Here is a 19,159-nt window from a genome sequence, read left to right on the forward strand (position 1 = left end):
GCCGTCAGCGCGCGAGGGCCTTCAGCGCCAGCTTGATGCCGTCGCTCACGCCGACATCCGCCGGCAGGCTCTTCAGCTCAGCCGCGGCCTCGCGGTCGCTGTAGCCCAGCGCCACCAGCGCCTGCAGGATGTCGGCCTGCGCGTCGCTCGCGACACTGGCCGGCAGCCCGAGGTCGGCACCGAGCTTGCCCTTCAGTTCGAGCAGCAGCCGCTCGGCGGTCTTCTTGCCGATGCCCGGCACCTTGATCAGCCGGCCGCTCTCCTGCAGCGACACCGCCTGCGCCAGCTCGCCGACGCTCAGCCCCGACAGGATCGACAAGGCCGTGCGCGGCCCGACGCCGGAGATCTTGACCAGCAGCCGGAAGGTCGCGCGCTCTTCGGCCGACAGGAAGCCGAACAGCACCTGCGCGTCCTCGCGCACGACGAAATGGGTCAGCAGCGTGACCCGCTCGCCCAGCGCCGGCAGGTTGTAGAAGGTGCTCATCGGCACGTCGACCTCGTAGCCGACGCCGCCGACGTCCAGCAGCAACTGGGGCGGGTTCTTTTCTGCCAGCAGGCCGCTCAGCCGGCCGATCATCGGCGGAACAGGCCCAGCCGCTGCGCCTCGAGCGCCGCTTCGGCACGCGAGCTGACATTGAGCTTGCGGTAGATCTGCTTCACGTAGTCGGCGATGGTGTGGCGCGACAGGTTCAGCTGCGTGCCGATCTCCGGCAGCGTGAAGCCCTTGGCCACCCACAGCAGCACCTCGTTCTCGCGGTCGGTCAGCGACACGTGCGGCAGGTTCTGCGGGCGCTCCTGCGGCTTGTTCTGCGCCGCGAAGTACGCGATCACGCGGCGCGCGATCGACGGCGTCAGCGGCGGCTCGCCCTGGCTGATGCGCCGCAGCTGCTCGACGAAATGCTCGCGCGGCTGCTCTTTCAGCAGGTAGCCGAAAGCCCCGGCCTGCAGCGCGGGGAAGAGGTGGTCGTCGTCGTCGTGGATGGTCACCACCACCGACTGGGCCTCGGGCTGGCTCTCGCGCAGCGCCGCGACCACGTCGACACCCGAACCGTCGGGCAGGCCCAGGTCGACCAGGGCCACGTCGAACCGCTCGGCGCTGATCAGCGCCAGCGCGTCGTGCACCCGGGCGCTTTCGGAAATCTGCGCCTGCGGGAACACCTGCGTGACCAAGGCCTTCACCCAGGCCCGGATCTCGGGCAGGTCTTCAAGCAGCAGGATCTTGTTCATGGTCAGGGTCCTCAAGGGATCATGGAATCGTAGCAGCCGCGCAAGGGGCCGATTGTGCGCTTTCAGCGCGCTTCACAGCGGCAGCGTGAGCCTGATCACGGTGCCGTAGCCCGGGCCGGATTCGACCAGGCACTGCCCCTGCATCTGCTTGGCGCGGTGCTTCATGCTGGCCATGCCGTGGCCGCGGTCGAGCTTGCCGTCGAGCTCCATCGGAATGCCCTTGCCGTTGTCCTGCACGACCAGCACGAAATCGTGCTCGCCGATGCTGCAGCGCACCTTGCAGTGCGAGGCGCCGCTGTGCTTGATGATGTTGCTGACCGCCTCGCGCAGGATGCGGGTGGTCTGCACGAAGGCGCGCGCCGACAGCTGCTGGTGCACGTCTTCGGTCGGGCTGCGCCAGTCGGCCTCGATGTTGGCCTGGCTCAGGCGCGACACCGTCTCGGCGCGCCAGTCGGCCAGCGCGTCGGCCACCTGCATCGGCTTGCCGGTCAGCCCGCGCACCGACAAGCGCATCTCCTCGAGCGCCTCGCGCGCCAGCGTGGAGATGCGCTCGCTCTCGCTGGTGTGCACGATGGTCAGCAGCTTGGCGCCGAGGTCGTCGTGCAGGTCGGCGGCGATGCGCTTGCGCTCCTTCTCGGTCACCTGCTCGACGCGCAGCTCGGCCATCTGCGAGAAGTTGCGCTCGATCTCGGCGGTGACCTCGTTGATGCGGCTCTCCAGCGAATTGCGGCTCGCCTCGGCCACCTGCAGCGCGCGCCCGAAGATCTGGATCTGGCGCGCACCGACCGCGGCGAACATCAGCGGCATGCTGAAGTGCAGCACGTGCACCGGCAGCAGTGTGATCCAGCCGTGCTGCGTCGCCAGGTCGACCAGCACCAGCACGCCGACGCCCATCAGCATGAAGGCCATCGGCCAGAACTCGGCGCGGCCGTCGGGGCCCTTGCGCCAGGTCACGCGCAGGTACAGCGTGACCGCGGCCATCACCTCGGCCGACAGCAGCAGGTACCAGCCGCTCGTCACCGTGTAGAGGCGCTCGGGGCCGGCCAGCGCCAGGCTGACCGGCACCAGCACGCATTGCGCGACCAGCCCGATCTCCAGCTTGGTCGAGCGCATGGCGGCATAGCGCATCAGGAACTGGATCGCCAGCGCCACCAGCACGCCGAAGCCGACGCAGACCCCGAACTCGCTGGTGATGTTGTCCCATGGCGGATCGCGCCACCACAGGCGCGCCGACAGCGCCGCCCAGCCGATCGCCAGCAGGCCGAAATAGATCAGGTAGGGGCTGCGGCGGTCCTGCCAGCCCATGCCCAGCATCACGATGCCCAGCGGCACCAGCATCGCCGAGATCACCTGCACCAATGAGACGTTCCAGAAGGTCTGGCGGGCCTGCAGCTCGGCCAGCTGCGCATGCGGCCCGATCTGCACCGCCGACAGCCCGCCGGCACGCTGGCGCGACGCGACGTGCTGCAGCGCGCTGCCCTGCACCTTGATCTCGAGCACGTTGCCTTGCGGGTTCAGCAGCGCGGGCGGCAGCGTGACGAGCTGCGGGTAGAAGCAGCCGCGCGTCACCGGCTCGGTCAGGTGGCCGCCGCTGAAGACGAGGTTGCCGTTCAGCCAGACCTGCGCCGTGCTGCAGGCGCGCTCGATGTAGGCGGCCATCAGCGGGGCCGGCGTGATCTGGGGGGCCGGCAGCGTGAACTCGAGGCGGTACCAGACCGGCCCGTCGGCCTGCGGCAGGCTCTCGGCCCAGTCGTCGGGCAGGCGCACGCTGCGTTGCTTCAGGTCCTGCGGGAACACCGGCGCGCTGCTGGCGACCGCGCTCGCGCTGCGGATCTCGAGGGTGCCGGGCGCGTCGGCGGCCGCTGCCGGGAGGGCGGTGAGCGCCAGCGTGGACGCCACGACCGTGGTCACCACCGCGGCCAGCGTGGCCGCCATGCGCCGGGCCGTGGCACGCAGCCGTCGGGCGAAGGTGGGCGGCGGCGCAAGGCAGGGCATGGACGCGGATTGTGCAGGATGCCTGCGGCGTCGGGGCCTTCCGGCGACAATCCGGCCTCGCCCTTCTTGTTGCTCCTCTTCTGCCCGCCGGAGTCCCCCGCCCCGTGATCCTTCGCCACGCCTTCATCCCGCTCGACAACGCCCGCCTGTCGCACCTGTGCGGCAGCGTCGACGAACACCTGCGCAGCATCGAGACGGCGTTCGGCGTCAGCATCTCGCGGCGCAACGAATCGTTCCGCATCGACGGCCCGAAGGCGAGCGCCGAGCGCGCGGTGGCCTTGCTGCAGACCTTGTACGGCCGCTCGCGCCGGCCGATCACGGCCGAGACGCTGCAGCTGGCGGTCACCGAGGCGCTGGCCGACGATTCGCAGGCCCGGCCGCGCACGCCCCAGCTCGGACGCCCGGCGCTGCGCGAGGCGGTCGAGGGCGACGTGCAGGGCGACGAGGCCGGCGACGACGACGAGGTCCAGTTGCGCACCCGCCGCTCCGAGCTGACCGGCCGCACGCCGAACCAGCAGCTGTACCTGCGCAACATCCTGGCGCACGACATCACCTTCGGCATCGGCCCGGCCGGCACCGGCAAGACCTTCCTCGCGGTGGCCTGTGCCGTCGATGCGCTCGAGCGCAGCAGCGTGCAGCGCATCATCCTGACGCGGCCGGCGGTCGAGGCCGGCGAGCGGCTCGGCTTCCTGCCCGGCGACCTGGCGCAGAAGGTCGACCCCTACCTGCGCCCGCTGTACGACGCGCTGTACGACCTGATGGGCATGGACAAGGTCGCCCGCGCCTTCGAGAAGGGCAACATCGAGATCGCGCCGCTCGCCTTCATGCGCGGGCGCACGCTGAACCATGCGTTCGTGATCCTCGACGAGGCGCAGAACACGACGCGCGAGCAGATGAAGATGTTCCTGACGCGCATCGGCTTCGGCAGCAAATGCGTCGTCACCGGCGACGTGAGCCAGATCGACCTGCCGCGCGGCACCGACAGCGGGCTGATCGACGCCGAGCGCGTGCTGCGCCGCGTGGCCGGCATCGCGATGACGCGCTTCACCGCCGCCGACGTCGTGCGCCACCCGCTGGTCGCACGCATCGTGGAGGCCTACGACGCGACCCCTGCGGAGCGCCTCTGACCATGGCGGTTGCACGGGATGACCTGAGCCTGTCGCTGCAGTTCGCCGACGCGTCGCACCGCGCCGAGCTGCCGCGCCACAAGGTGGCGCGCTGGATCCGCGCGGCGCTGCAGGCGCCCGGCGAGATCACGGTGCGCATCGTCGATGCCGACGAAGGCCGCGCGCTGAACCGCGACTACCGCGGCAAGGATTACGCGACCAACGTGCTGACCTTCGACTACAGCCACGCGCCGGTGGTGGCGGCCGACCTGATCCTGTGCGCCCCGGTCGTCGAGGCCGAGGCGCGCGCCCAGGGCATCACGCTGCAGGCGCACTACGCGCACCTGCTGGTGCACGGCACGCTGCATGCGCAGGGCCACGACCACGAGCAGGAGGACGAAGCGGTCGAGATGGAGGCCGAGGAGACGCGGATCCTCGCGGCACTCGGCTACGACGACCCGTACCAGCGCTGAGCATCAGCGGGGTCGGCGCGAGGTGCTCAGGTAGCGCTTGCGCCAGAAGAACCAGCCGAGCGTGCCGGCGATCACCAGCATGAAGCCGCTGGCCATCCAGACGCCGTCGCCGCTGTGGATCAGCGGCAGCCCTTCGAAATTCATCCCGAAGAAGCCGGTGACCAGGTTCAGCGGCAGGAAGATCGCGGTCAGCACCGTCAGCGTGCGCATGATGTCGTTGGTGCGGTTGCTCTGCGCCGAGAAATGCATCTGCACCGCGGTCTCGGCCGAGGATTCGAGCCGCCGCACATGGCTCAGCACGCGCTCGATGTGCTCCAGCACGTCGCGCGAGCGCACCCGCAGCAGCTCGCGGTCGCGCGCGGCCTTCGGGTCCGGCTCGTCCGGCCATTCGTCGAGCGAGTCGATCCATTCGACGATCGCGCTGCGCTGGTCCTCGCAGGTGTCTTCGAGCAGGTGCAGCGAGTTGCGCGACTCGAGCAGCACCTGCCAGCTGTCGAACTGGCTGCGCGGGTTGAACAGCTCCTGCTGCAGGTAGCCGAGCTGCCGGGTCAGCAGCCGGCGCAGCTCGAGGTAGCTGTCGACCATGTGGTTCAGCATGCGCAGCATCAGGTCGGCCGGGCTGGCCGGCAGGCGCATCGCACCGCGCGGCTCGTAGCGCTGGTCGGCCCCCTCGACCATCTGCTGCAGCTTGCTCGCGAAGAAATCGCGCACCTGGCAGTCGGTCGGGTGCACCGTCAGCAGCACGCGGTCGAACACCGCGAAGCCGACCGGGCTGGTGTCGATCGCCTCGAGCGCGCGGCGCGCGGTGCTGGCGGTGCCGGTCTGGTCGTCGAGGAACAGGCCGGCGCTGCCGCTGCCGGCCGCGAGCCGGCGGAACACCATCAGGTCGTACCACGAGGTGTAGTCGAAGTGCGACGGCAGCTGGTTGTTCAGCAGGTCGGAGATGTGCAGGTCGACCAGCTGACCGCCGGTCCAGCGCTGCAGCCCGGCCTGGATCTCGGCGATGTTGACCTCGAACTCGCGCCGCGCGGTACCGATCCACAGGTAGCCGGTGGGCGGGAGCTTGTCGGGCAGCGATTCGATCTCGGTGAACTGCTCGGCCGTGATGTGGAAGATGCGCATGCGCCGCGGTGGTGAGGTCAGGTGCGCCGTCAGCCTTGCTGCCGCAGCAGCCGGGCCGCGTCGAGCGCGAAGTAGGTGAGCACGCCGTCGGCACCGGCGCGCTTGAACGCGAGCAGGCTTTCGAGCATCACTGCGTCATGGTCGAGCCAGCCCTGGGCGGCGGCGGCCTTGACCATCGCGTACTCGCCGCTTACCTGGTAGGCGAAGGTCGGCACGCGGAACTCGTCCTTCACGCGCCGCACGATGTCGAGGTAGGGCATGCCGGGCTTGACCATCACCATGTCGGCGCCTTCGGCCAGGTCGAGCGCGACCTCGCGCAGCGCTTCGTCGCTGTTGCCCGGGTCCATCTGGTAGACCTTCTTGTTCGCCTTGCCGAGGTTCTTGGCCGAGCCGACCGCGTCGCGGAACGGGCCGTAGAAGGCGCTCGCGTACTTGGCGCTGTAGGCCATGATCCGCGTGTGGATCAGGCCGCGCGCTTCGAGCGCGTTGCGGATCGCGCCGATGCGGCCGTCCATCATGTCGCTCGGCGCGACGATGTCGACGCCGGCCTCGGCCTGCACCAGCGCCTGGGCGGTCAGCACCTTCACGGTGTCGTCGTTGCGGATGTAATTGGTGTCGTCGAGCAGGCCGTCCTGGCCATGGCTCGTGAACGGGTCGAGCGCGACGTCGGTCATCAGCCCGAGCTGCGGGAACTGCTTCTTCAGTTCGCGCACCACGGTCGGCACCAGGCCCGTCGGGTTCAGCGCTTCGCTGCCGTCCTCGGTCTTCAGCGCGGGCTCGATGACCGGAAACAGCGCCATCACCGGGATGCCGAGCTTCACGCATTCTTCGGCCAGTGGCATCAGGCGGTCGAGGCTCAGGCGTTGCACGCCGGGCATCGACGCGACGTCGTGCACCTGGTTCTGTCCGTCCTGCACGAACACCGGGTAGATCAGGTCGCTGGCATGCAGGCGGTTTTCACGCACGAGCGCGCGGGTGAATTCATCGCGGCGCAGGCGGCGCGGGCGGCTGGCGGGAAAGGGGGCGGGCGGCAGCATGGCTTCTTCTGAGGGCGGTTGCGACGCGCGGGCCGGCCGCCGAAACCGATGTGACGATGAGACATCGGGACTTTTTACGTGTAAATCCCGTGCGGCGGCACTTCAACAGCCCGGCACTCATCTGCTAAAGTCGCCACTGAATGATAGCCGCAAGGTCGTCATTCCCTGCTTTTCCTCCCTGAGCAGGAGCCTTACCGTGATGACAGCGATGAGGCTTTTCAACCCCGGCCTTGACGGTCGGGGTTTTCTTTTTCTGGCCTCCATAATCCCGCGGATGAGCAGCCTCTATCCCTGGGTCAAAGCCCTCCACCTGATCTTCGTCGCGAGCTGGTTCGCTGGTCTTTTTTACCTGCCGCGCCTGTTTGTCAACCTCGCATCGGTGCCGGCCGACAGTCATGCTGAACGTGAGCGCCTGCTGCTGATGGCACGCAAGCTCTATCGCTTCAGCAGCTTCCTGATGGTGCCGGCCTTGCTGTTCGGCCTGTGGCTGTGGCTGGGCTTCGGCGTCGGGCGCGGGCCCGGCAACGGCTGGTTGCACGCCAAGCTCGCGCTGGTGGTGCTGGCGATCGGCTACCACCATGGCTGCCGCGCGCTGCTGCGCAAGTTCGAGCAGTTCAGCAACCAGCGCAGCGAGCGCTGGTACCGCTTCTTCAACGAGACCGCGATCCTGCTGTTCGCCGCGATCGTCGTGCTGGTGATCGTCAAGCCGTTCTGATCCGGCCATGGCACCGCATCGCAGCTCGGCCGGACCGCTGGCGTGGCTGTATGCGGCGCTGATCGTCTACGCCAGCCTGTCGCCGTTCACCGGCTGGAAGCAACCGATTGCGCTCCCGCTGGCCGGGCTGGGCCACCTGCCGTGGCAGCGCTACTGGACCGCCTTCGACGTGGTCTCCAACCTGCTCGGCTACATGCCGCTCGGCGCGCTCGCGGTGGGCGCGCTGGTGCGCTCGGGGCGGCGGGTGTCGATCGCCTTCGTCGTGGCGCTGCTGGCCGGCGCGCTGCTGTCGTTCCTGATGGAGAGCCTGCAGAACTGGCTGCCGCAGCGCGTGCCGTCGGTGCTCGACTGGATGCTGAACGCCGCCGGCACGCTGGCCGGTGCGCTGGTCGCGGTGGCGGTGCATGCGCTGGGCGGCATCGAGCGCTGGCAGACCTTGCGCGACCGCTGGTTCGTCGCCCGCAGTGCCGGCGGGCTGTTGCTGCTGCTGCTGTGGCCGATCGGCCTGCTGTTCCCGACGCCGGTGCCGCTCGGCCTCGGCCAGGTGCTGGTGCGGCTGCAGGAGCTGGCCGCCGAGGCGCTCGCCGGCACGCCCTGGTCGGCCTGGACCGAAGACTGGGTCGATGCGAGCGTCGCGATGACGCCCTTGTCGCGCGGCAGCGAGCTGCTGGCGATCCTGCTCGGCCTGCTGGCGCCCTGCCTGGTCGCCTACACCATCGTGCGGCCGGGCTGGCGCCGCGCGGTGACGGTGCCCGGCGCGGCCGCGCTCGGTTTCGCGACGACCACGCTGTCGACGGCGCTGAACTTCGGCCCGCAGCACGCACTGGCCTGGCTGACGCCGCCGGCGTTGCCGGGGCTGCTGGCCGGGGCGATCGCCGGGCTGCTGCTGCTGCGCATGCCACGGCGCGGCGCGGCCGGCCTCGGCCTGGTGGTCGTGACGGCGCTGGTCGCGCTGGTGGCGCAGGCGCCGACCGATCCCTACTTCGCCGAAAGCCTGCAGGGCTGGGAGCAGGGGCGCTTCATCCGCTTCCACGGCCTCGCGCAATGGGTGGGCTGGCTGTGGCCGTATGCGGCGCTGGTCTACCTTCTTGCCCGCGTGGCCGCCCGGGACAGCGTCGAGCCCGCCGCCCCAGGTCCGTAAAATGCGCCGATGACCTATTTCAAGCGCCACATCTTCTTCTGCCTGAACCAGCGCGACAAAGGCGAAGACAGCTGTGCCAACCACCATGCGCAGGCCGGCTTCGAACGCTGCAAGGCGCGCACCAAGGCCGAGAAGTTGGCCGGTCCCGGCGGCGTGCGGGTCAACAAGGCGGGTTGCCTCGACCGTTGCGCTGGCGGGCCGGTGGCGGTCGTCTACCCGGAAGCGGTCTGGTACACCTACATCGACGATGCCGACATCGACGAGATCGTCGAATCGCACCTGAAGAACGGCGTGGTGGTCGAGCGGCTGCTGCTGCCGGATTCGGTCGGGCGCTGACCGGGGCCGGGCCGATGAACTCGAAGACCGTCAAGCAACTGACGCCGGGCCCCGCGGGCGCGCTCGAATGCGCGCTCGACCGCCCTGATGGCGAGCCGCGCGGCGTGGCGGTGATCTGCCACCCGCACCCGCAGCAGGGCGGCACGATGGACAACAAGGTCGTGCAGACGCTTGCGCGCGCCTTCCTGCAGCTGGGCTACCGCACCGTGCGCTTCAACTTCCGCGGCGTGGCAGCCTCCGAGGGCGCGTGGGACGAAGGCCAGGGCGAGATCGACGACGCGCTGGCCGTGATCGCCGCGCACCGCGATCCGGCCTTGCCGCTCGCGCTCGCGGGGTTTTCGTTCGGCGGGTACGTCGCGTCGCAGGCCGCGGCCCGCTTGCCCGATGATGCGAAGGTCGAGCGGCTGGTGCTGGTCGGGCCGTCGACGCAGAAACAGAAGGTCGCGCCGGTGCCGGAGGAAACTTTGGTGATCCACGGCGAGTCGGACGACATCGTGCCGCTGTCGGCCACCCTCGACTGGGCACGGCCGCAGTCCCTGCCGGTGGTGGTCATCCCCGGCGTGGGCCATTTCTTTCACGGGCAGCTGGCGCTGCTGAAGAACCTGGTGGTGCGGTCCTGGCATCGTTGATGCCGGGGCGTCGCGTGCCGCCCAACCTGATCCGATGTTCATGAAAAGATTGTTTGCCCTCGTGCTGGCGCTGGCCGCCGCTGCCGTCTCGTCCGTGTCCCACGCGCAGGCCCCCCAGCCTCCGGAGGTCGCGGCGAAGAGCTACATCCTGCTCGACCTGACCACCGGCCAGACACTCGCCGAGCGCGAGGCCGATGCGCCGGCCGACCCGGCCTCGCTGACCAAGCTGATGACCGCCTACCTGGCGTTCGCGGCCTTGCGCGACCACAAGCTGACGATGGAGCAGACGCTGCCGGTGTCGCTGCGCGCCTGGCAGGAGCGCAAGGGGGGCGGCTCGCTGATGTTCATCGAGCCGCGCAGCACGCCGAAGGTCGAGGACCTGCTGCGCGGGCTGATCGTCAATTCGGGCAATGACGCCGCGGTGGTGCTGGCCGAAGGCGTCGCCGGCACGCTCGACCAGTTCATCGAGCTGATGAACCGCCAGGCGCAGGCCTTCGGCCTGAAGAACACCCAGTTCAAGAACGCCACCGGCCTGACCGAGCCGGGCCACAAGAGCACCGCGCGCGACGTGGCGGTGATCGCGGGCCGCATCATCCGCGACTTCCCCGAGTACTACCCGATCTACTCGATCAAGAAGTACCACTACGACGGCGCGCCGATCAGCAACGAGAACAACCGCAACGTGCTGCTGACGCGCGACCCGACCGTCGACGGCATGAAGACCGGCTACACCGAGGCCGCCGGCTACTGCATGGTGGTGTCGGCGCAGCGCGACTTCCCGAACCTGGCCGCCAACGGCGCGGCCGGTGGCAAGCGCCGCCTGCTCAGCGTGGTGCTCAACGCGGCCTCGATGGACGCGCGAGCGAACGAGAGCCAGAAGCTGCTGAACTGGGGCTTCCAGGCCTTCGACACGGTGCGCCTGTTCGAGTCGTCGAAGGCGGTGGCCACGGTGCCGGTGTGGAAGGGCGCGACGCGCGAGGCCCAGCTGGGCGCGGCGAACGCGGTCTTCGTCAGCGTGCCCAAAGGCGACGGCGCGAAGCTGCAGACGAAGATCGAACGCACCGATCCGCTGGTCGCGCCGCTGGCGCAGGGCCAGCGCGTCGGCACGCTGCGGGTGACGACCTCCGCCGGCGCGCCGGTGGCCGAGCTGCCGCTGGTGGTGCTGACCGCCGTCGAGCAGGCCGGCATCTTCGGCCGCGCCTGGGATGCCCTGCGGCTGTGGATCAAGTAAGCTCGTTGGTCCCCATCGCATCCGTCCCCGGGAGCCCGCATGCAAGCCCTTCCTGACACCCTGTGCTACCTCAACGGCGAGTACGGCCCGCTGCGCGACGCCAAGGTGTCGGTGCTGGACCGCGGCTTCGTCTTCGGCGACGGCATCTACGAGGTCGTGCCGGTCTACGGGCGGCGCCTGTTCCGCTTCGACGAGCACCTCGCGCGCCTGACCCGCAGCCTGGGCAAGGTGCGCATCGCGAGTCCGTTCGACCGGGCGCAGTGGCTGGAACGCTGCCGCACGCTGATCGACGCGCAGGCGGCCGACGACCAGCTGCTGTACATCCAGATCACGCGCGGCGTCGCGGTGCGCGACCATGTGATGCCGCCCGATCTGACACCGACGGTGTTCATGATGGCCAACCCGATGAAGCCGGCCAGCGCCGAGCAACGCCACCAGGGCGTCACCTGCGTCACCGCGCGCGACTTCCGCTGGGAGCGCGGCGACATCAAGTCGATCTCGCTGCTCGGCAACGTGCTGGCCCGCCAGATTTCGGCCGACCACGGCGCGATCGAGACGATCATGTTCCGCGACGGCTTCCTGACCGAGGCCTCGTCCAGCAACGTCTGGGTCGTGCACGAAGGCGCGGTGCTCGGGGCGCCGAAGAGCGAGCACGTGCTCGAAGGCATCCGCTACGAACTCATCCGCGAGCTGTGCGAGGAAGCCGGCATCGGCTACAACCTGCGCCCGATCTCCGAGGCCGAGGTGCTGGGCGCCGACGAGCTGATGCTGAGCTCGGCCACCAAGGAGGTGCTGGCGGTGACCCAGGTCGACGGCGAAGCGGTCGGCCATGGCGCGTTGCGCGGCAAGCCGGGCCCCGTCTACGCGAAGCTCTACGAGGCCTACCAGCGGGCCAAGAAGCTGCAGTCGATTTGACGCCGATTTGAATTTGCTGCCGGTCGCCCCATCTGCGACGGTATGAACGCCACGATGCAAGAGATGCAAGAGATTCCGCCCGACCAGTCGCTGATCGACTACCCGTCCCGTTTCCCGATCAAGGTGATGGGCACCAACGTCGACGGCTTCGTCCATGCGATCACGACGATCGCGAAGCAGTTCGATCCCGCCTACGACGCGTCCACCGTCGAGATCCGCCCGAGCAGCGGCAACAAGTACCTGGGCGTGACGATCACCGTCACCGCCACCAGCCGTGAGCAGCTCGACGAGCTGTACCGCACGCTGTCGACCCACCCGATGGTCAAGGTGGTGCTGTGACGCTGGTGCCTTGACGTGTCCGCGCTGCTGAAGCTGCTCGGCCCGACCGACTATGCGGCGGCCGCGCAGGCGATGCGCGAGTTCACCGAGGGTCGCGGCGCCGACACGCCGGACGAGATCTGGCTGTGCGAGCACCCGCCCGTCTACACGCAGGGCCTGGCCGGCAAGGCCGAGCACGTGCTGGACCCGCACGGCATCCCGGTGGTGCAGACGAACCGCGGCGGGCAGGTCACGTACCACGGCCCCGGCCAGGTGGTGGCCTACCCGCTGATCGACCTGCGCCGGCTCGGCATCTACGTGAAGGAATACGTCTACCGGCTGGAGCACTGCGTCATCAAGACGCTGGAGGGCTTCGGCATCACCGGCCACCGGGTGGCGGGCGCGCCGGGCATCTACGTGAACCTCGCGGATCCGGCCGGGCATGCGGCGCTGAGCGGGCCGCGCGCGCAGGCGTTCGAGGGCCTCGGCAAGGTGGCCGCGCTGGGCATCAAGGTCAGCCGGCATTGCACCTACCACGGCGTCGCGCTGAACGTGGCGATGGACCTGAGCCCCTTCAGCGGCATCAACCCCTGCGGCTACGCCGGGCTGCAAACCGTCGACTTGGCTACACTGGGCGTCCGCACCGACTGGACCACCGCGGCGCAGCAGCTGGGCGACCGGCTAGCGTCGCACCTCAGCTGATTCCACTGCGCTGACCCGTCGGCCGCCCCCAAGAAAGTACCCCGATGTCGACCGAGAACGTCATCCACCAAGCCCAGGACGCGGCCCACTACGATGCGAGCGCCAAGCAGAAGGCGCAGGCCAAGACGGCCCGCATCCCGATCAAGATCGTTGCCGCCGAGACGCTGAAGAAGCCGGACTGGATTCGCGTGAAGGCCGGCTCGCCGACCACCCGCTTCTACGAGATCAAGCAGATCCTGCGTGAGCACAAGCTGCACACGGTCTGCGAAGAGGCGTCGTGCCCGAACATCGGCGAATGCTTCGGCAAGGGCACGGCCACCTTCATGATCATGGGCGACAAGTGCACGCGGCGCTGCCCGTTCTGCGACGTCGGCCACGGCCGGCCCGATCCGCTCGATGCGGACGAGCCGCTGAACCTCGCGAAGACCATCGCGGCGCTGCGCCTGAAGTACGTCGTGATCACCAGCGTCGACCGCGACGACCTGCGCGACGGCGGCGCGGCGCATTTCGTCGAGTGCATCCAGCGCACCCGCGAGCTGTCGCCCGAGACCCGCATCGAGATCCTGACGCCCGATTTCCGCGGCCGCATGGACCGCGCGCTGGAGATCCTGAAGGCGGCACCGCCCGACGTGATGAACCACAACCTCGAGACCGCCCCGCGCCTCTACAAGGAAGCACGCCCGGGCTCGGACTACGCGTACTCGCTGAACCTGCTGAAGCGCTTCAAGGAATTCGCGCCGCACGTGCCGACCAAGAGCGGGCTGATGGTCGGCCTCGGCGAGACCGACGACGAGATCCTGCAGGTGATGCGCGACATGCGCGAGCACGGCATCGACATGCTGACGATCGGCCAGTACCTCGCGCCGAGCGGCCACCACTTGCCGGTGCGGCGCTATGTGCACCCGGACACCTTCAAGATGTTCGAGCACGAGGCGCTGAAGATGGGGTTCACGCACGCGGCCGTCGGCGCGATGGTGCGGTCGAGCTACCACGCGGACCAGCAGGCGCACGAAGCCGGCGTGGCCAACGCCATCTGAACGCAGGCGGGATCAGGCCTCGGCGAGCAGCTTCTCGACCAATGCCTGCAGCGCCGCGAAATCCGGCTGGCCGACGTAGCGTCTGACGATCTCGCCGCGCTTGTTGATCAGCACGCTGGTCGGCGTGCCCATGATCGGACCGAAGCTGTCGGCGACCGATCCGGTGTTGTCGATCACGACGGTGAACGGCAGGCGCCGCGATTCGGCGAAGTGGATCACCGAGGCCGGCGGGTCGTAGCTCATCGCCACCGCCAGCGTCTCGAAGCCGCGCGCCTTGAACCGGTTGTGGGTCTCGACCACCTGCGGCATCTCGTGCACGCAGGTCGTGCAGGTGGTGGCCCAGAAGTTGACCAGCACCACCTGCCCCTTCAACTGCGCGACGCTGCTGCGGCTGCCGTCGAGGCGGGTGAATGCGGCGTCGGGCGCGATCTCCGGACCGGCGCTGCCCGAAAACACCGCATAAGCCCCACAAGCCGCTGCCGCGATTGCCAGAACACTCAACGCAACGGCAAGATGGCGGGTCAATTTCATGGGGTTCGATCGATGCAACGGAGAAAGTTTACGTCAGGGGCGCTCGCGGGCCTGAGCGTCTGTGCCTGGAACGGCTCGGCCTGGGCCTTCAGCCTGAGCGAAGGCGATGCCGCCTCGGGCATCCGCGCGGCGCTGGAGCGTGGCGCGGTGTCGGCCGTCAGCCTGCTCGGCCGGCCCGACGGTTTTCTCGCGAACCCGAAGGTGCACATCCCGTTGCCCGGCTTCCTGAACGACGCCGCGCGCTTCCTGAAGGCGACCGGCCAGCAACGGCGCGTCGACGAACTCGAGACGGCGCTGAACCGCGCTGCCGAGGCCGCGGTGCCGGAAGCGAAGACGCTGCTGGTCGGTGCCGTGAAGAGCATGAGCGTCGACGACGCGAAGGGAATCCTGACCGGCGGCGATGGCTCGGTGACGCAGTTCTTCTCGGCCAAGACCCGCGAGCCGCTCGGCGTGCGCTTCCTGCCGATCGTCAAGCGGGCGACCGAGAAGGTGGCGCTGGTCGACAAGTACAACGCGGTGGCCGGCAAGGCGGCCAGCTTCGGGCTGTTGAAGCCGCAGGACGCCAACATCCACAACTACGTCACCGAGAAGGCGCTCGACGGGCTGTTCGTGATGATAGGCGAAGAAGAGCACAAGATCCGCGAGAACCCGGTCGCGACCGGGAGCGCGATCCTGAAGAAGGTGTTCGGCAGCCTCAAGTAGTCTTCGACAGCTCGAACATCAGCGCCGACGGCAGCGAGCTCAGGATCGCGTCGCGCCCGACGCGCGCCATGCTCAGCCCGCCGAAGCCCGAGATCTCGAAGGCGTTGCCCTCTTCGATGATCTCGATGAACACCACCTCGGTGCCGGCTGAATCGACCTCGTGGCGCAGGTCGTTGAAGCGGTCGCCGCGCAGCACCGCCTCGACGACGATCGCATGCGGCAGGCCGCTGCGGCAGAAGTCGCGGGCCTCTTCGATCGAGTTCACGAAATCCACCAGCAGGCCCATGTTGCGCACCGCGTCGCGCACTTGCACGCGCACGTCGCGCCGCGAGGCAACCACCAGCACGTGGCTGCCGGCCAGCGGCTTGGTGCGCGACGACGGCGCGAAGCCGCGGTCGAGTTCGAGGATGCTCAGGCCTTCGAGCTGCTCGCTGACGGTGCGCGGGAACTCGATCGACAGCGTCACGTGGCTGCCTTCGATCTTGCGTTCGATCGGCAGGCCCATCGTCCAGGCGGTCTGCTCGAGCAGGCGCCAGGCGATCGAGTCCAGCGGCGAGCCGTCTTCCACCGTGGCCGGCGGGAGGTCGGCCTGGTCTTCGGGCTGGTAGGCGAACTTGCTGACCAGGCGCGCATGCGTCGGCCAGGTCTTGATGTCGATGCGGTAATCGATGGTCGACTGCGCATGGGCCAGCGACCAGTCCAGCAGCGCGTTGAACAGGCTGAACAGCAGCGAGGCGTCGACGATCACGTCGGCTGGCTTCAGCACCTGCTTGATGTGGATGCCGCGCGCCTGGGTTTCGGCGGTGCGCTGCGTGAGCACGTCTTTCAGGGTCTGCGTGAGCGGCAGGCGCTCATGCGTCTGGCGCAGCCGGCCAGAGGCCAGTCGACCGAGCTGCTGGCCGGCGATGCTGATCGCGCGCGCCTTCTGCAGTTCTTCCACCAGGCAGCGCAGGCTGACGCGGTCGATGCGGCCGGTGCCCGCCAGCGTCGTGACGCGTTCGAGCGCGCTGGTCAGCGGCGTCGCCATTTCGGCGCTGAGCTCGTTGACCACGTCCCGCCAGTGATCGCGCTCGTCCGGCTCGTGGCCGTCTTGGTGGGCGGGCGCGGCGGCGCGGTCGAGTTCGGTCATGTCCATGTTGGCATCCCTGTCCGTGAAAGAACGGCTTGTGCGGGTTTGTCACCCTTGGTTGCAAGTGTCCTTCAGGCAGATGGGCGCGGTCACCCCCCGATCGCGCAAATCCCCCGACCTCGGGGGTGTCGCGGTGTCAGTTAAAGGACGTTCTGGCGACGCAGTTCGGCGCGCTCCGCATCGGACCAGCCGAGCTCGGCGAGCACGTCGTCGGTGTGCTCGCCCAGCAGTGGCGGCGCGCGCCGGTATTGCACCGGCGTATCGGACAGCTTCATCGGGCTCGCGACGACGCGCAGCGTGTCGGCCAGCGAGTGCGGCATCGGCACCGTCATGCCGCGGAACTGCACCTGCGGATCGGCGAAGACCTCGGCGAGGTCGTTGATCGCGCCGCAGGGGACCTTCGCGGCCTCGAGGGCCTTCAGCCAGTGCTGCCGGGGTCGGGCCGCGATCAGCGCCGCCAGCAGCGGCACCAGCACGGCGCGATGGCGCACGCGGTCGGCATTGCGAGCGAAGCGCGGGTCGGCGGCCAGCTCCGGGCGGCCGGCCACCTCGCAGAACTTGGCGAACTGGCCGTCGTTGCCGACCGCGAGGATCATGTGGCCGTCCGAGGTTTCGAACACCTGGTACGGGACGATGTTCTGGTGGGCGTTGCCGGCCCGGCCCGGCGCGACGCCGGTGGCGAGGAAATTGGCGCCCAGGTTGGCGAGCATCGCGACCTGGGTGTCGAGCAGCGCCATGTCGATGGCCTGGCCCTGGCCGGTCGCGTCGCGGTGGCGCAGCGCGGCGAGGATCGCGACGCTCGCGTACATGCCGGTGAACAGGTCGGCCACCGCGACGCCCACCTTCTGCGGACCGCCGCCGGGGAGGTCGTCGCGCTCGCCGGTCACGCTCATCAGGCCGCCGATGCCCTGGATGGCGTAGTCGTAGCCGGCGCGGTCGGCATAGGGGCCGGTCTGGCCGAAGCCGGTGATCGAGCAGTAGACGAGGCGCGGGTAGAGCGCCCGCAGCGATGCGGCGTCGAGCCCGTAGCGGGCCATGTCGCCGACCTTGAAGTTCTCGATGAAGACGTCGCACTGCGCCGCCAGCCGGCGGATCAGCGCCTGGCCTTGCGGCTGCGCGATGTCGACCGTGACCGAGCGCTTGTTGCGGTTGGTGCCGAGGTAGTAGGCCGCCTCGGCGGTGTCCTCGCCATCGCGTGCCTTCAGGAACGGCGGGCCCCAGCCGCGGGTGTCGTCGCCGCCGGTGCCATTGCGCATCGGGCGCTCGACCTTGATCACGTCGGCACCCAGGTCGGCGAGCGTCTGGGTGCACCAGGGGCCGGCCAGCACCCGCGACAGGTCGAGGACGCGGATGCCCGACAGCGGCAGGGGCGTGGAGGAGGTGGTGCTCATGCGGGCCATTGTGGCGCTGCGGGCCGGGATAATCGGCCGATGCCAATCCCACGCCTTTGTGCTGTCGCCTGCCTGGCGCTGGCGGCCTGCACGCCCTCGCTCGACTGGCGCGAAGTGCGCCCTGCCGGCGGCGGGGTGCTCGCGCTGTTCCCGTGCCGGCCGTCGCAGGATGCGCGCACCGTGCCGCTGGCCGGCGCTCCGCTGAAGCTGAATCTGGAGTCGTGCCAGGCCGCAGGGGCGACCTTCGCCCTCAGCTTCACCGACGTGCAGGATCCGGCGCGCGTCGCCGCGACGATCGATGCCTTGCGCACCGCGGCCGTCGGCAACCTGGGCGGCACGCCCGTCGTCGCAGGCGCCGCCGTGGTGGCGGGCATGACGCCGAATCCGCTGGCGCAGCGGGTGCGTGTCGACGGGCGGTTCCCGGACGGCAGCGCGGTGCGCGAGGAGCTGCTGTTCTTCGTCAAGGGCACCGTCGTCTACCAGGCGACCGTGCTCGGCGCGCGCGTGGATGCCTCGGCCGCCGACGCCTTTTTCGACGGATTGAAGCTCGCGGGCTGACGACGGGCGGGCGCCGTGTGACAGCGCGTGTCAGCGCGCGACCACGCTCCAGCGTTGTGGAGGGATGCTGGTTTGCTGCACATCTGTGGTTTTTGTGGCGAGACGAGGCCGCGCCGTTGGCCTCAGCCACCAAGTCGGCGGCTCGAACTGCCGATAATCGAAAACCATGCCCGGTCTTCTCATCATTGCCCACGCGCCGCTGGCGTCATCGCTGAAAGCGGTGGCGCAGCACACCTTCCCGGACTGTGCGCGGCTGCTCGAGGCGCTCGACGTGCTGCCCGGCACGCCGGTCGAGGAGGTCGAGCGCCAGGCGCGCGAGATGCTGGGCCGCGTGAGCAACCCCGACGCGCTGATCTTCGCCGACGTGTTCGGCGCAACCCCCTGCAACGTGGCGCAACGCCTCGCCGACGGCCTGCACGTGAAGGTCATTGCCGGCGTCAACGTGCCGATGCTGTGGCGTTCTCTTTGCTATGCCGACGAATCCCTCGACGCGATGGCGGCACGTGCGATGGCCGGCGCCACGCAGGGCGTGATGCAGGTGGCCTCCGCACGTCCGCAGAACCAGGCCTTCAAACCAGGCGGAAATGACCAAAACCAGCATCACCATCAGCAATAAGCTCGGCCTGCACGCGCGTGCCTCGGCCAAGCTCAGCAAGCTTGCCGGCAGTTTCCAGTGCGAGGTCCAGATGAGCCGCAACGGCCGCCAGGTCAACGCCAAGAGCATCATGGGCGTCATGATGCTGGCCGCCGGGATCGGCACCCAGGTCGAACTCGAAACCTCCGGGGCCGACGAAGAAGCCGCGATGCAGGCCCTCGTCGCGCTGATCAACGACAAGTTCGGCGAAGGCGAGTGACGCGGTAGCG

23 protein-coding genes are annotated in these 19,159 nt (G+C 69.1%); 15 read left to right on the plus strand and 8 right to left on the minus strand.

What is annotated here, in order from left to right:
• Positions 1–4: 4 nt before the first annotated feature.
• The 3 genes from ruvA to BUE42_RS25880 form a co-directional block, all read right to left on the minus strand.
• Positions 5–577: a Holliday junction branch migration protein RuvA gene (ruvA, locus tag BUE42_RS25870; RefSeq protein WP_073468173.1), complete on the minus strand. Its 573-nt coding sequence runs from the start codon at positions 575–577 to the stop codon at positions 5–7.
• The gene (locus BUE42_RS25875) at positions 574–1,227 is read right to left on the minus strand and encodes a response regulator (RefSeq protein ID WP_073468174.1); all 654 of its coding nucleotides are present in this window, start codon (positions 1,225–1,227) and stop codon (positions 574–576) included. Before BUE42_RS25875 ends, ruvA begins: the two co-directional genes overlap by 4 nt.
• Before the next feature lie 72 nt (positions 1,228–1,299).
• Complete coding sequence (locus BUE42_RS25880; RefSeq protein ID WP_143171763.1) at positions 1,300–3,222, minus strand: sensor histidine kinase; 1,923 nt, start codon at positions 3,220–3,222, stop codon at positions 1,300–1,302.
• 104 nt (positions 3,223–3,326) lie between these two features.
• Here BUE42_RS25880 and BUE42_RS25885 point away from each other — a divergent pair, with 104 nt between their 5' ends.
• Together BUE42_RS25885 and ybeY are read left to right on the plus strand one after the other, a co-directional pair.
• The gene (locus tag BUE42_RS25885; RefSeq protein WP_073468176.1) at positions 3,327–4,349 is read left to right on the plus strand and encodes a PhoH family protein; all 1,023 of its coding nucleotides are present in this window, start codon (positions 3,327–3,329) and stop codon (positions 4,347–4,349) included.
• Between the two features lie 2 nt (positions 4,350–4,351).
• Positions 4,352–4,801: an rRNA maturation RNase YbeY gene (ybeY, locus tag BUE42_RS25890; RefSeq protein WP_073468177.1), complete on the plus strand. Its 450-nt coding sequence runs from the start codon at positions 4,352–4,354 to the stop codon at positions 4,799–4,801.
• A 3-nt stretch (positions 4,802–4,804) separates the two neighbouring features.
• Here ybeY and BUE42_RS25895 read toward each other — a convergent pair whose 3' ends face one another.
• Together BUE42_RS25895 and hemB are read right to left on the minus strand one after the other, a co-directional pair.
• A complete protein-coding gene (locus BUE42_RS25895; protein ID WP_073468178.1) occupies positions 4,805–5,923 on the minus strand; it encodes a magnesium transporter CorA family protein in 1,119 nt (372 codons plus the stop codon).
• Between the two features lie 29 nt (positions 5,924–5,952).
• On the minus strand, positions 5,953–6,960 hold the full coding sequence (gene hemB / locus BUE42_RS25900) for a porphobilinogen synthase (protein WP_073468179.1): 1,008 nt from the start codon (positions 6,958–6,960) through the stop codon (positions 5,953–5,955).
• A gap of 274 nt (positions 6,961–7,234) precedes the next feature.
• On the opposite strand from hemB, the gene BUE42_RS25905 reads away from it, so the two are divergent.
• The 9 genes from BUE42_RS25905 (at position 7,235) to lipA (ending at position 13,984) form a co-directional block, all read left to right on the plus strand.
• On the plus strand, positions 7,235–7,675 hold the full coding sequence (locus BUE42_RS25905; RefSeq protein WP_073468180.1) for a CopD family protein: 441 nt from the start codon (positions 7,235–7,237) through the stop codon (positions 7,673–7,675).
• Positions 7,676–7,682: 7 nt separating this feature from the next.
• Complete coding sequence (locus tag BUE42_RS25910) at positions 7,683–8,816, plus strand: VanZ family protein (protein ID WP_073468181.1); 1,134 nt, start codon at positions 7,683–7,685, stop codon at positions 8,814–8,816.
• Between the two features lie 9 nt (positions 8,817–8,825).
• The gene (locus BUE42_RS25915; RefSeq protein ID WP_073468182.1) at positions 8,826–9,152 is read left to right on the plus strand and encodes a (2Fe-2S) ferredoxin domain-containing protein; all 327 of its coding nucleotides are present in this window, start codon (positions 8,826–8,828) and stop codon (positions 9,150–9,152) included.
• Positions 9,153–9,166: 14 nt separating this feature from the next.
• Entirely contained in the window at positions 9,167–9,781 is a 615-nt protein-coding gene (locus tag BUE42_RS25920; protein WP_073468183.1) for an alpha/beta hydrolase, read from the plus strand.
• Positions 9,782–9,821: 40 nt separating this feature from the next.
• A complete protein-coding gene (locus BUE42_RS25925; protein WP_073468197.1) occupies positions 9,822–11,012 on the plus strand; it encodes a D-alanyl-D-alanine carboxypeptidase family protein in 1,191 nt (396 codons plus the stop codon).
• A 39-nt stretch (positions 11,013–11,051) separates the two neighbouring features.
• The gene (locus BUE42_RS25930) at positions 11,052–11,927 is read left to right on the plus strand and encodes a D-amino acid aminotransferase (protein ID WP_073468184.1); all 876 of its coding nucleotides are present in this window, start codon (positions 11,052–11,054) and stop codon (positions 11,925–11,927) included.
• Positions 11,928–11,990: 63 nt separating this feature from the next.
• Positions 11,991–12,266: a YbeD family protein gene (locus tag BUE42_RS25935; RefSeq protein ID WP_073468198.1), complete on the plus strand. Its 276-nt coding sequence runs from the start codon at positions 11,991–11,993 to the stop codon at positions 12,264–12,266.
• 15 nt (positions 12,267–12,281) lie between these two features.
• Complete coding sequence (gene lipB, locus BUE42_RS25940; protein WP_255376897.1) at positions 12,282–12,947, plus strand: lipoyl(octanoyl) transferase LipB; 666 nt, start codon at positions 12,282–12,284, stop codon at positions 12,945–12,947.
• Positions 12,948–12,991: 44 nt separating this feature from the next.
• The gene (lipA, locus tag BUE42_RS25945) at positions 12,992–13,984 is read left to right on the plus strand and encodes a lipoyl synthase (RefSeq protein ID WP_073468185.1); all 993 of its coding nucleotides are present in this window, start codon (positions 12,992–12,994) and stop codon (positions 13,982–13,984) included.
• Positions 13,985–13,996: 12 nt separating this feature from the next.
• On the opposite strand, the gene BUE42_RS25950 is transcribed toward lipA, so the two are convergent.
• Complete coding sequence (locus BUE42_RS25950) at positions 13,997–14,515, minus strand: TlpA family protein disulfide reductase (protein ID WP_200799028.1); 519 nt, start codon at positions 14,513–14,515, stop codon at positions 13,997–13,999.
• Positions 14,516–14,527: 12 nt separating this feature from the next.
• On the opposite strand from BUE42_RS25950, the gene BUE42_RS25955 reads away from it, so the two are divergent.
• Positions 14,528–15,217 (plus strand): DUF4197 domain-containing protein, encoded by a 690-nt coding sequence (locus BUE42_RS25955; RefSeq protein WP_073468186.1) that lies wholly within the window; start codon positions 14,528–14,530, stop codon positions 15,215–15,217.
• Here BUE42_RS25955 and BUE42_RS25960 read toward each other — a convergent pair.
• Both BUE42_RS25960 and BUE42_RS25965 read right to left on the minus strand, forming a co-directional pair.
• A complete protein-coding gene (locus tag BUE42_RS25960; RefSeq protein ID WP_073468187.1) occupies positions 15,210–16,352 on the minus strand; it encodes a hypothetical protein in 1,143 nt (380 codons plus the stop codon). The two genes, BUE42_RS25955 and BUE42_RS25960, sit on opposite strands and share 8 nt — an antisense overlap.
• 134 nt (positions 16,353–16,486) lie before the next feature.
• Positions 16,487–17,737 (minus strand): CaiB/BaiF CoA transferase family protein, encoded by a 1,251-nt coding sequence (locus BUE42_RS25965; RefSeq protein WP_073468201.1) that lies wholly within the window; start codon positions 17,735–17,737, stop codon positions 16,487–16,489.
• 39 nt (positions 17,738–17,776) lie between these two features.
• On the opposite strand from BUE42_RS25965, the gene BUE42_RS25970 reads away from it, so the two are divergent.
• The 3 genes from BUE42_RS25970 (at position 17,777) to BUE42_RS25980 (ending at position 19,149) form a co-directional block, all read left to right on the plus strand.
• A complete protein-coding gene (locus tag BUE42_RS25970) occupies positions 17,777–18,295 on the plus strand; it encodes a hypothetical protein (RefSeq protein WP_143171764.1) in 519 nt (172 codons plus the stop codon).
• A gap of 166 nt (positions 18,296–18,461) precedes the next feature.
• Entirely contained in the window at positions 18,462–18,911 is a 450-nt protein-coding gene (locus BUE42_RS25975; RefSeq protein ID WP_073468189.1) for a PTS sugar transporter subunit IIA, read from the plus strand.
• Positions 18,880–19,149 (plus strand): HPr family phosphocarrier protein, encoded by a 270-nt coding sequence (locus BUE42_RS25980; protein ID WP_073468190.1) that lies wholly within the window; start codon positions 18,880–18,882, stop codon positions 19,147–19,149. Before BUE42_RS25975 ends, BUE42_RS25980 begins: the two co-directional genes overlap by 32 nt.
• Positions 19,150–19,159: the final 10 nt, after the last annotated feature.

It is taken from the genome of Rhizobacter sp. OV335 (assembly GCF_900142965.1).
In the GTDB taxonomy this organism is placed as follows: domain Bacteria; phylum Pseudomonadota; class Gammaproteobacteria; order Burkholderiales; family Burkholderiaceae_C; genus Rhizobacter.

Excerpts from the sequence above, each read along its gene's own strand:
- ruvA (WP_073468173.1), bottom strand. The coding sequence starts at position 577 with ATGATCGGCCGGCTGAGCGGCCTGCTGGCAGAAAAGAACCCGCCCCAG.
- BUE42_RS25875 (WP_073468174.1), bottom strand. The coding sequence starts at position 1,227 with ATGAACAAGATCCTGCTGCTTGAAGACCTGCCCGAGATCCGGGCCTGG.
- BUE42_RS25880 (WP_143171763.1), bottom strand. The coding sequence starts at position 3,222 with ATGCCCTGCCTTGCGCCGCCGCCCACCTTCGCCCGACGGCTGCGTGCC.
- ybeY (WP_073468177.1), top strand. The coding sequence starts at position 4,352 with ATGGCGGTTGCACGGGATGACCTGAGCCTGTCGCTGCAGTTCGCCGAC.
- BUE42_RS25895 (WP_073468178.1), bottom strand. The coding sequence starts at position 5,923 with ATGCGCATCTTCCACATCACGGCCGAGCAGTTCACCGAGATCGAATCG.
- hemB (WP_073468179.1), bottom strand. The coding sequence starts at position 6,960 with ATGCTGCCGCCCGCCCCCTTTCCCGCCAGCCGCCCGCGCCGCCTGCGC.
- BUE42_RS25905 (WP_073468180.1), top strand. The coding sequence starts at position 7,235 with ATGAGCAGCCTCTATCCCTGGGTCAAAGCCCTCCACCTGATCTTCGTC.
- BUE42_RS25910 (WP_073468181.1), top strand. The coding sequence starts at position 7,683 with ATGGCACCGCATCGCAGCTCGGCCGGACCGCTGGCGTGGCTGTATGCG.
- BUE42_RS25915 (WP_073468182.1), top strand. The coding sequence starts at position 8,826 with ATGACCTATTTCAAGCGCCACATCTTCTTCTGCCTGAACCAGCGCGAC.
- BUE42_RS25920 (WP_073468183.1), top strand. The coding sequence starts at position 9,167 with ATGAACTCGAAGACCGTCAAGCAACTGACGCCGGGCCCCGCGGGCGCG.
- BUE42_RS25925 (WP_073468197.1), top strand. The coding sequence starts at position 9,822 with ATGAAAAGATTGTTTGCCCTCGTGCTGGCGCTGGCCGCCGCTGCCGTC.
- BUE42_RS25930 (WP_073468184.1), top strand. The coding sequence starts at position 11,052 with ATGCAAGCCCTTCCTGACACCCTGTGCTACCTCAACGGCGAGTACGGC.
- BUE42_RS25935 (WP_073468198.1), top strand. The coding sequence starts at position 11,991 with ATGCAAGAGATTCCGCCCGACCAGTCGCTGATCGACTACCCGTCCCGT.
- lipA (WP_073468185.1), top strand. The coding sequence starts at position 12,992 with ATGTCGACCGAGAACGTCATCCACCAAGCCCAGGACGCGGCCCACTAC.
- BUE42_RS25950 (WP_200799028.1), bottom strand. The coding sequence starts at position 14,515 with ATGAAATTGACCCGCCATCTTGCCGTTGCGTTGAGTGTTCTGGCAATC.
- BUE42_RS25955 (WP_073468186.1), top strand. The coding sequence starts at position 14,528 with ATGCAACGGAGAAAGTTTACGTCAGGGGCGCTCGCGGGCCTGAGCGTC.
- BUE42_RS25960 (WP_073468187.1), bottom strand. The coding sequence starts at position 16,352 with ATGGACATGACCGAACTCGACCGCGCCGCCGCGCCCGCCCACCAAGAC.
- BUE42_RS25965 (WP_073468201.1), bottom strand. The coding sequence starts at position 17,737 with ATGAGCACCACCTCCTCCACGCCCCTGCCGCTGTCGGGCATCCGCGTC.
- BUE42_RS25970 (WP_143171764.1), top strand. The coding sequence starts at position 17,777 with ATGCCAATCCCACGCCTTTGTGCTGTCGCCTGCCTGGCGCTGGCGGCC.
- BUE42_RS25975 (WP_073468189.1), top strand. The coding sequence starts at position 18,462 with ATGCCCGGTCTTCTCATCATTGCCCACGCGCCGCTGGCGTCATCGCTG.
- BUE42_RS25980 (WP_073468190.1), top strand. The coding sequence starts at position 18,880 with ATGACCAAAACCAGCATCACCATCAGCAATAAGCTCGGCCTGCACGCG.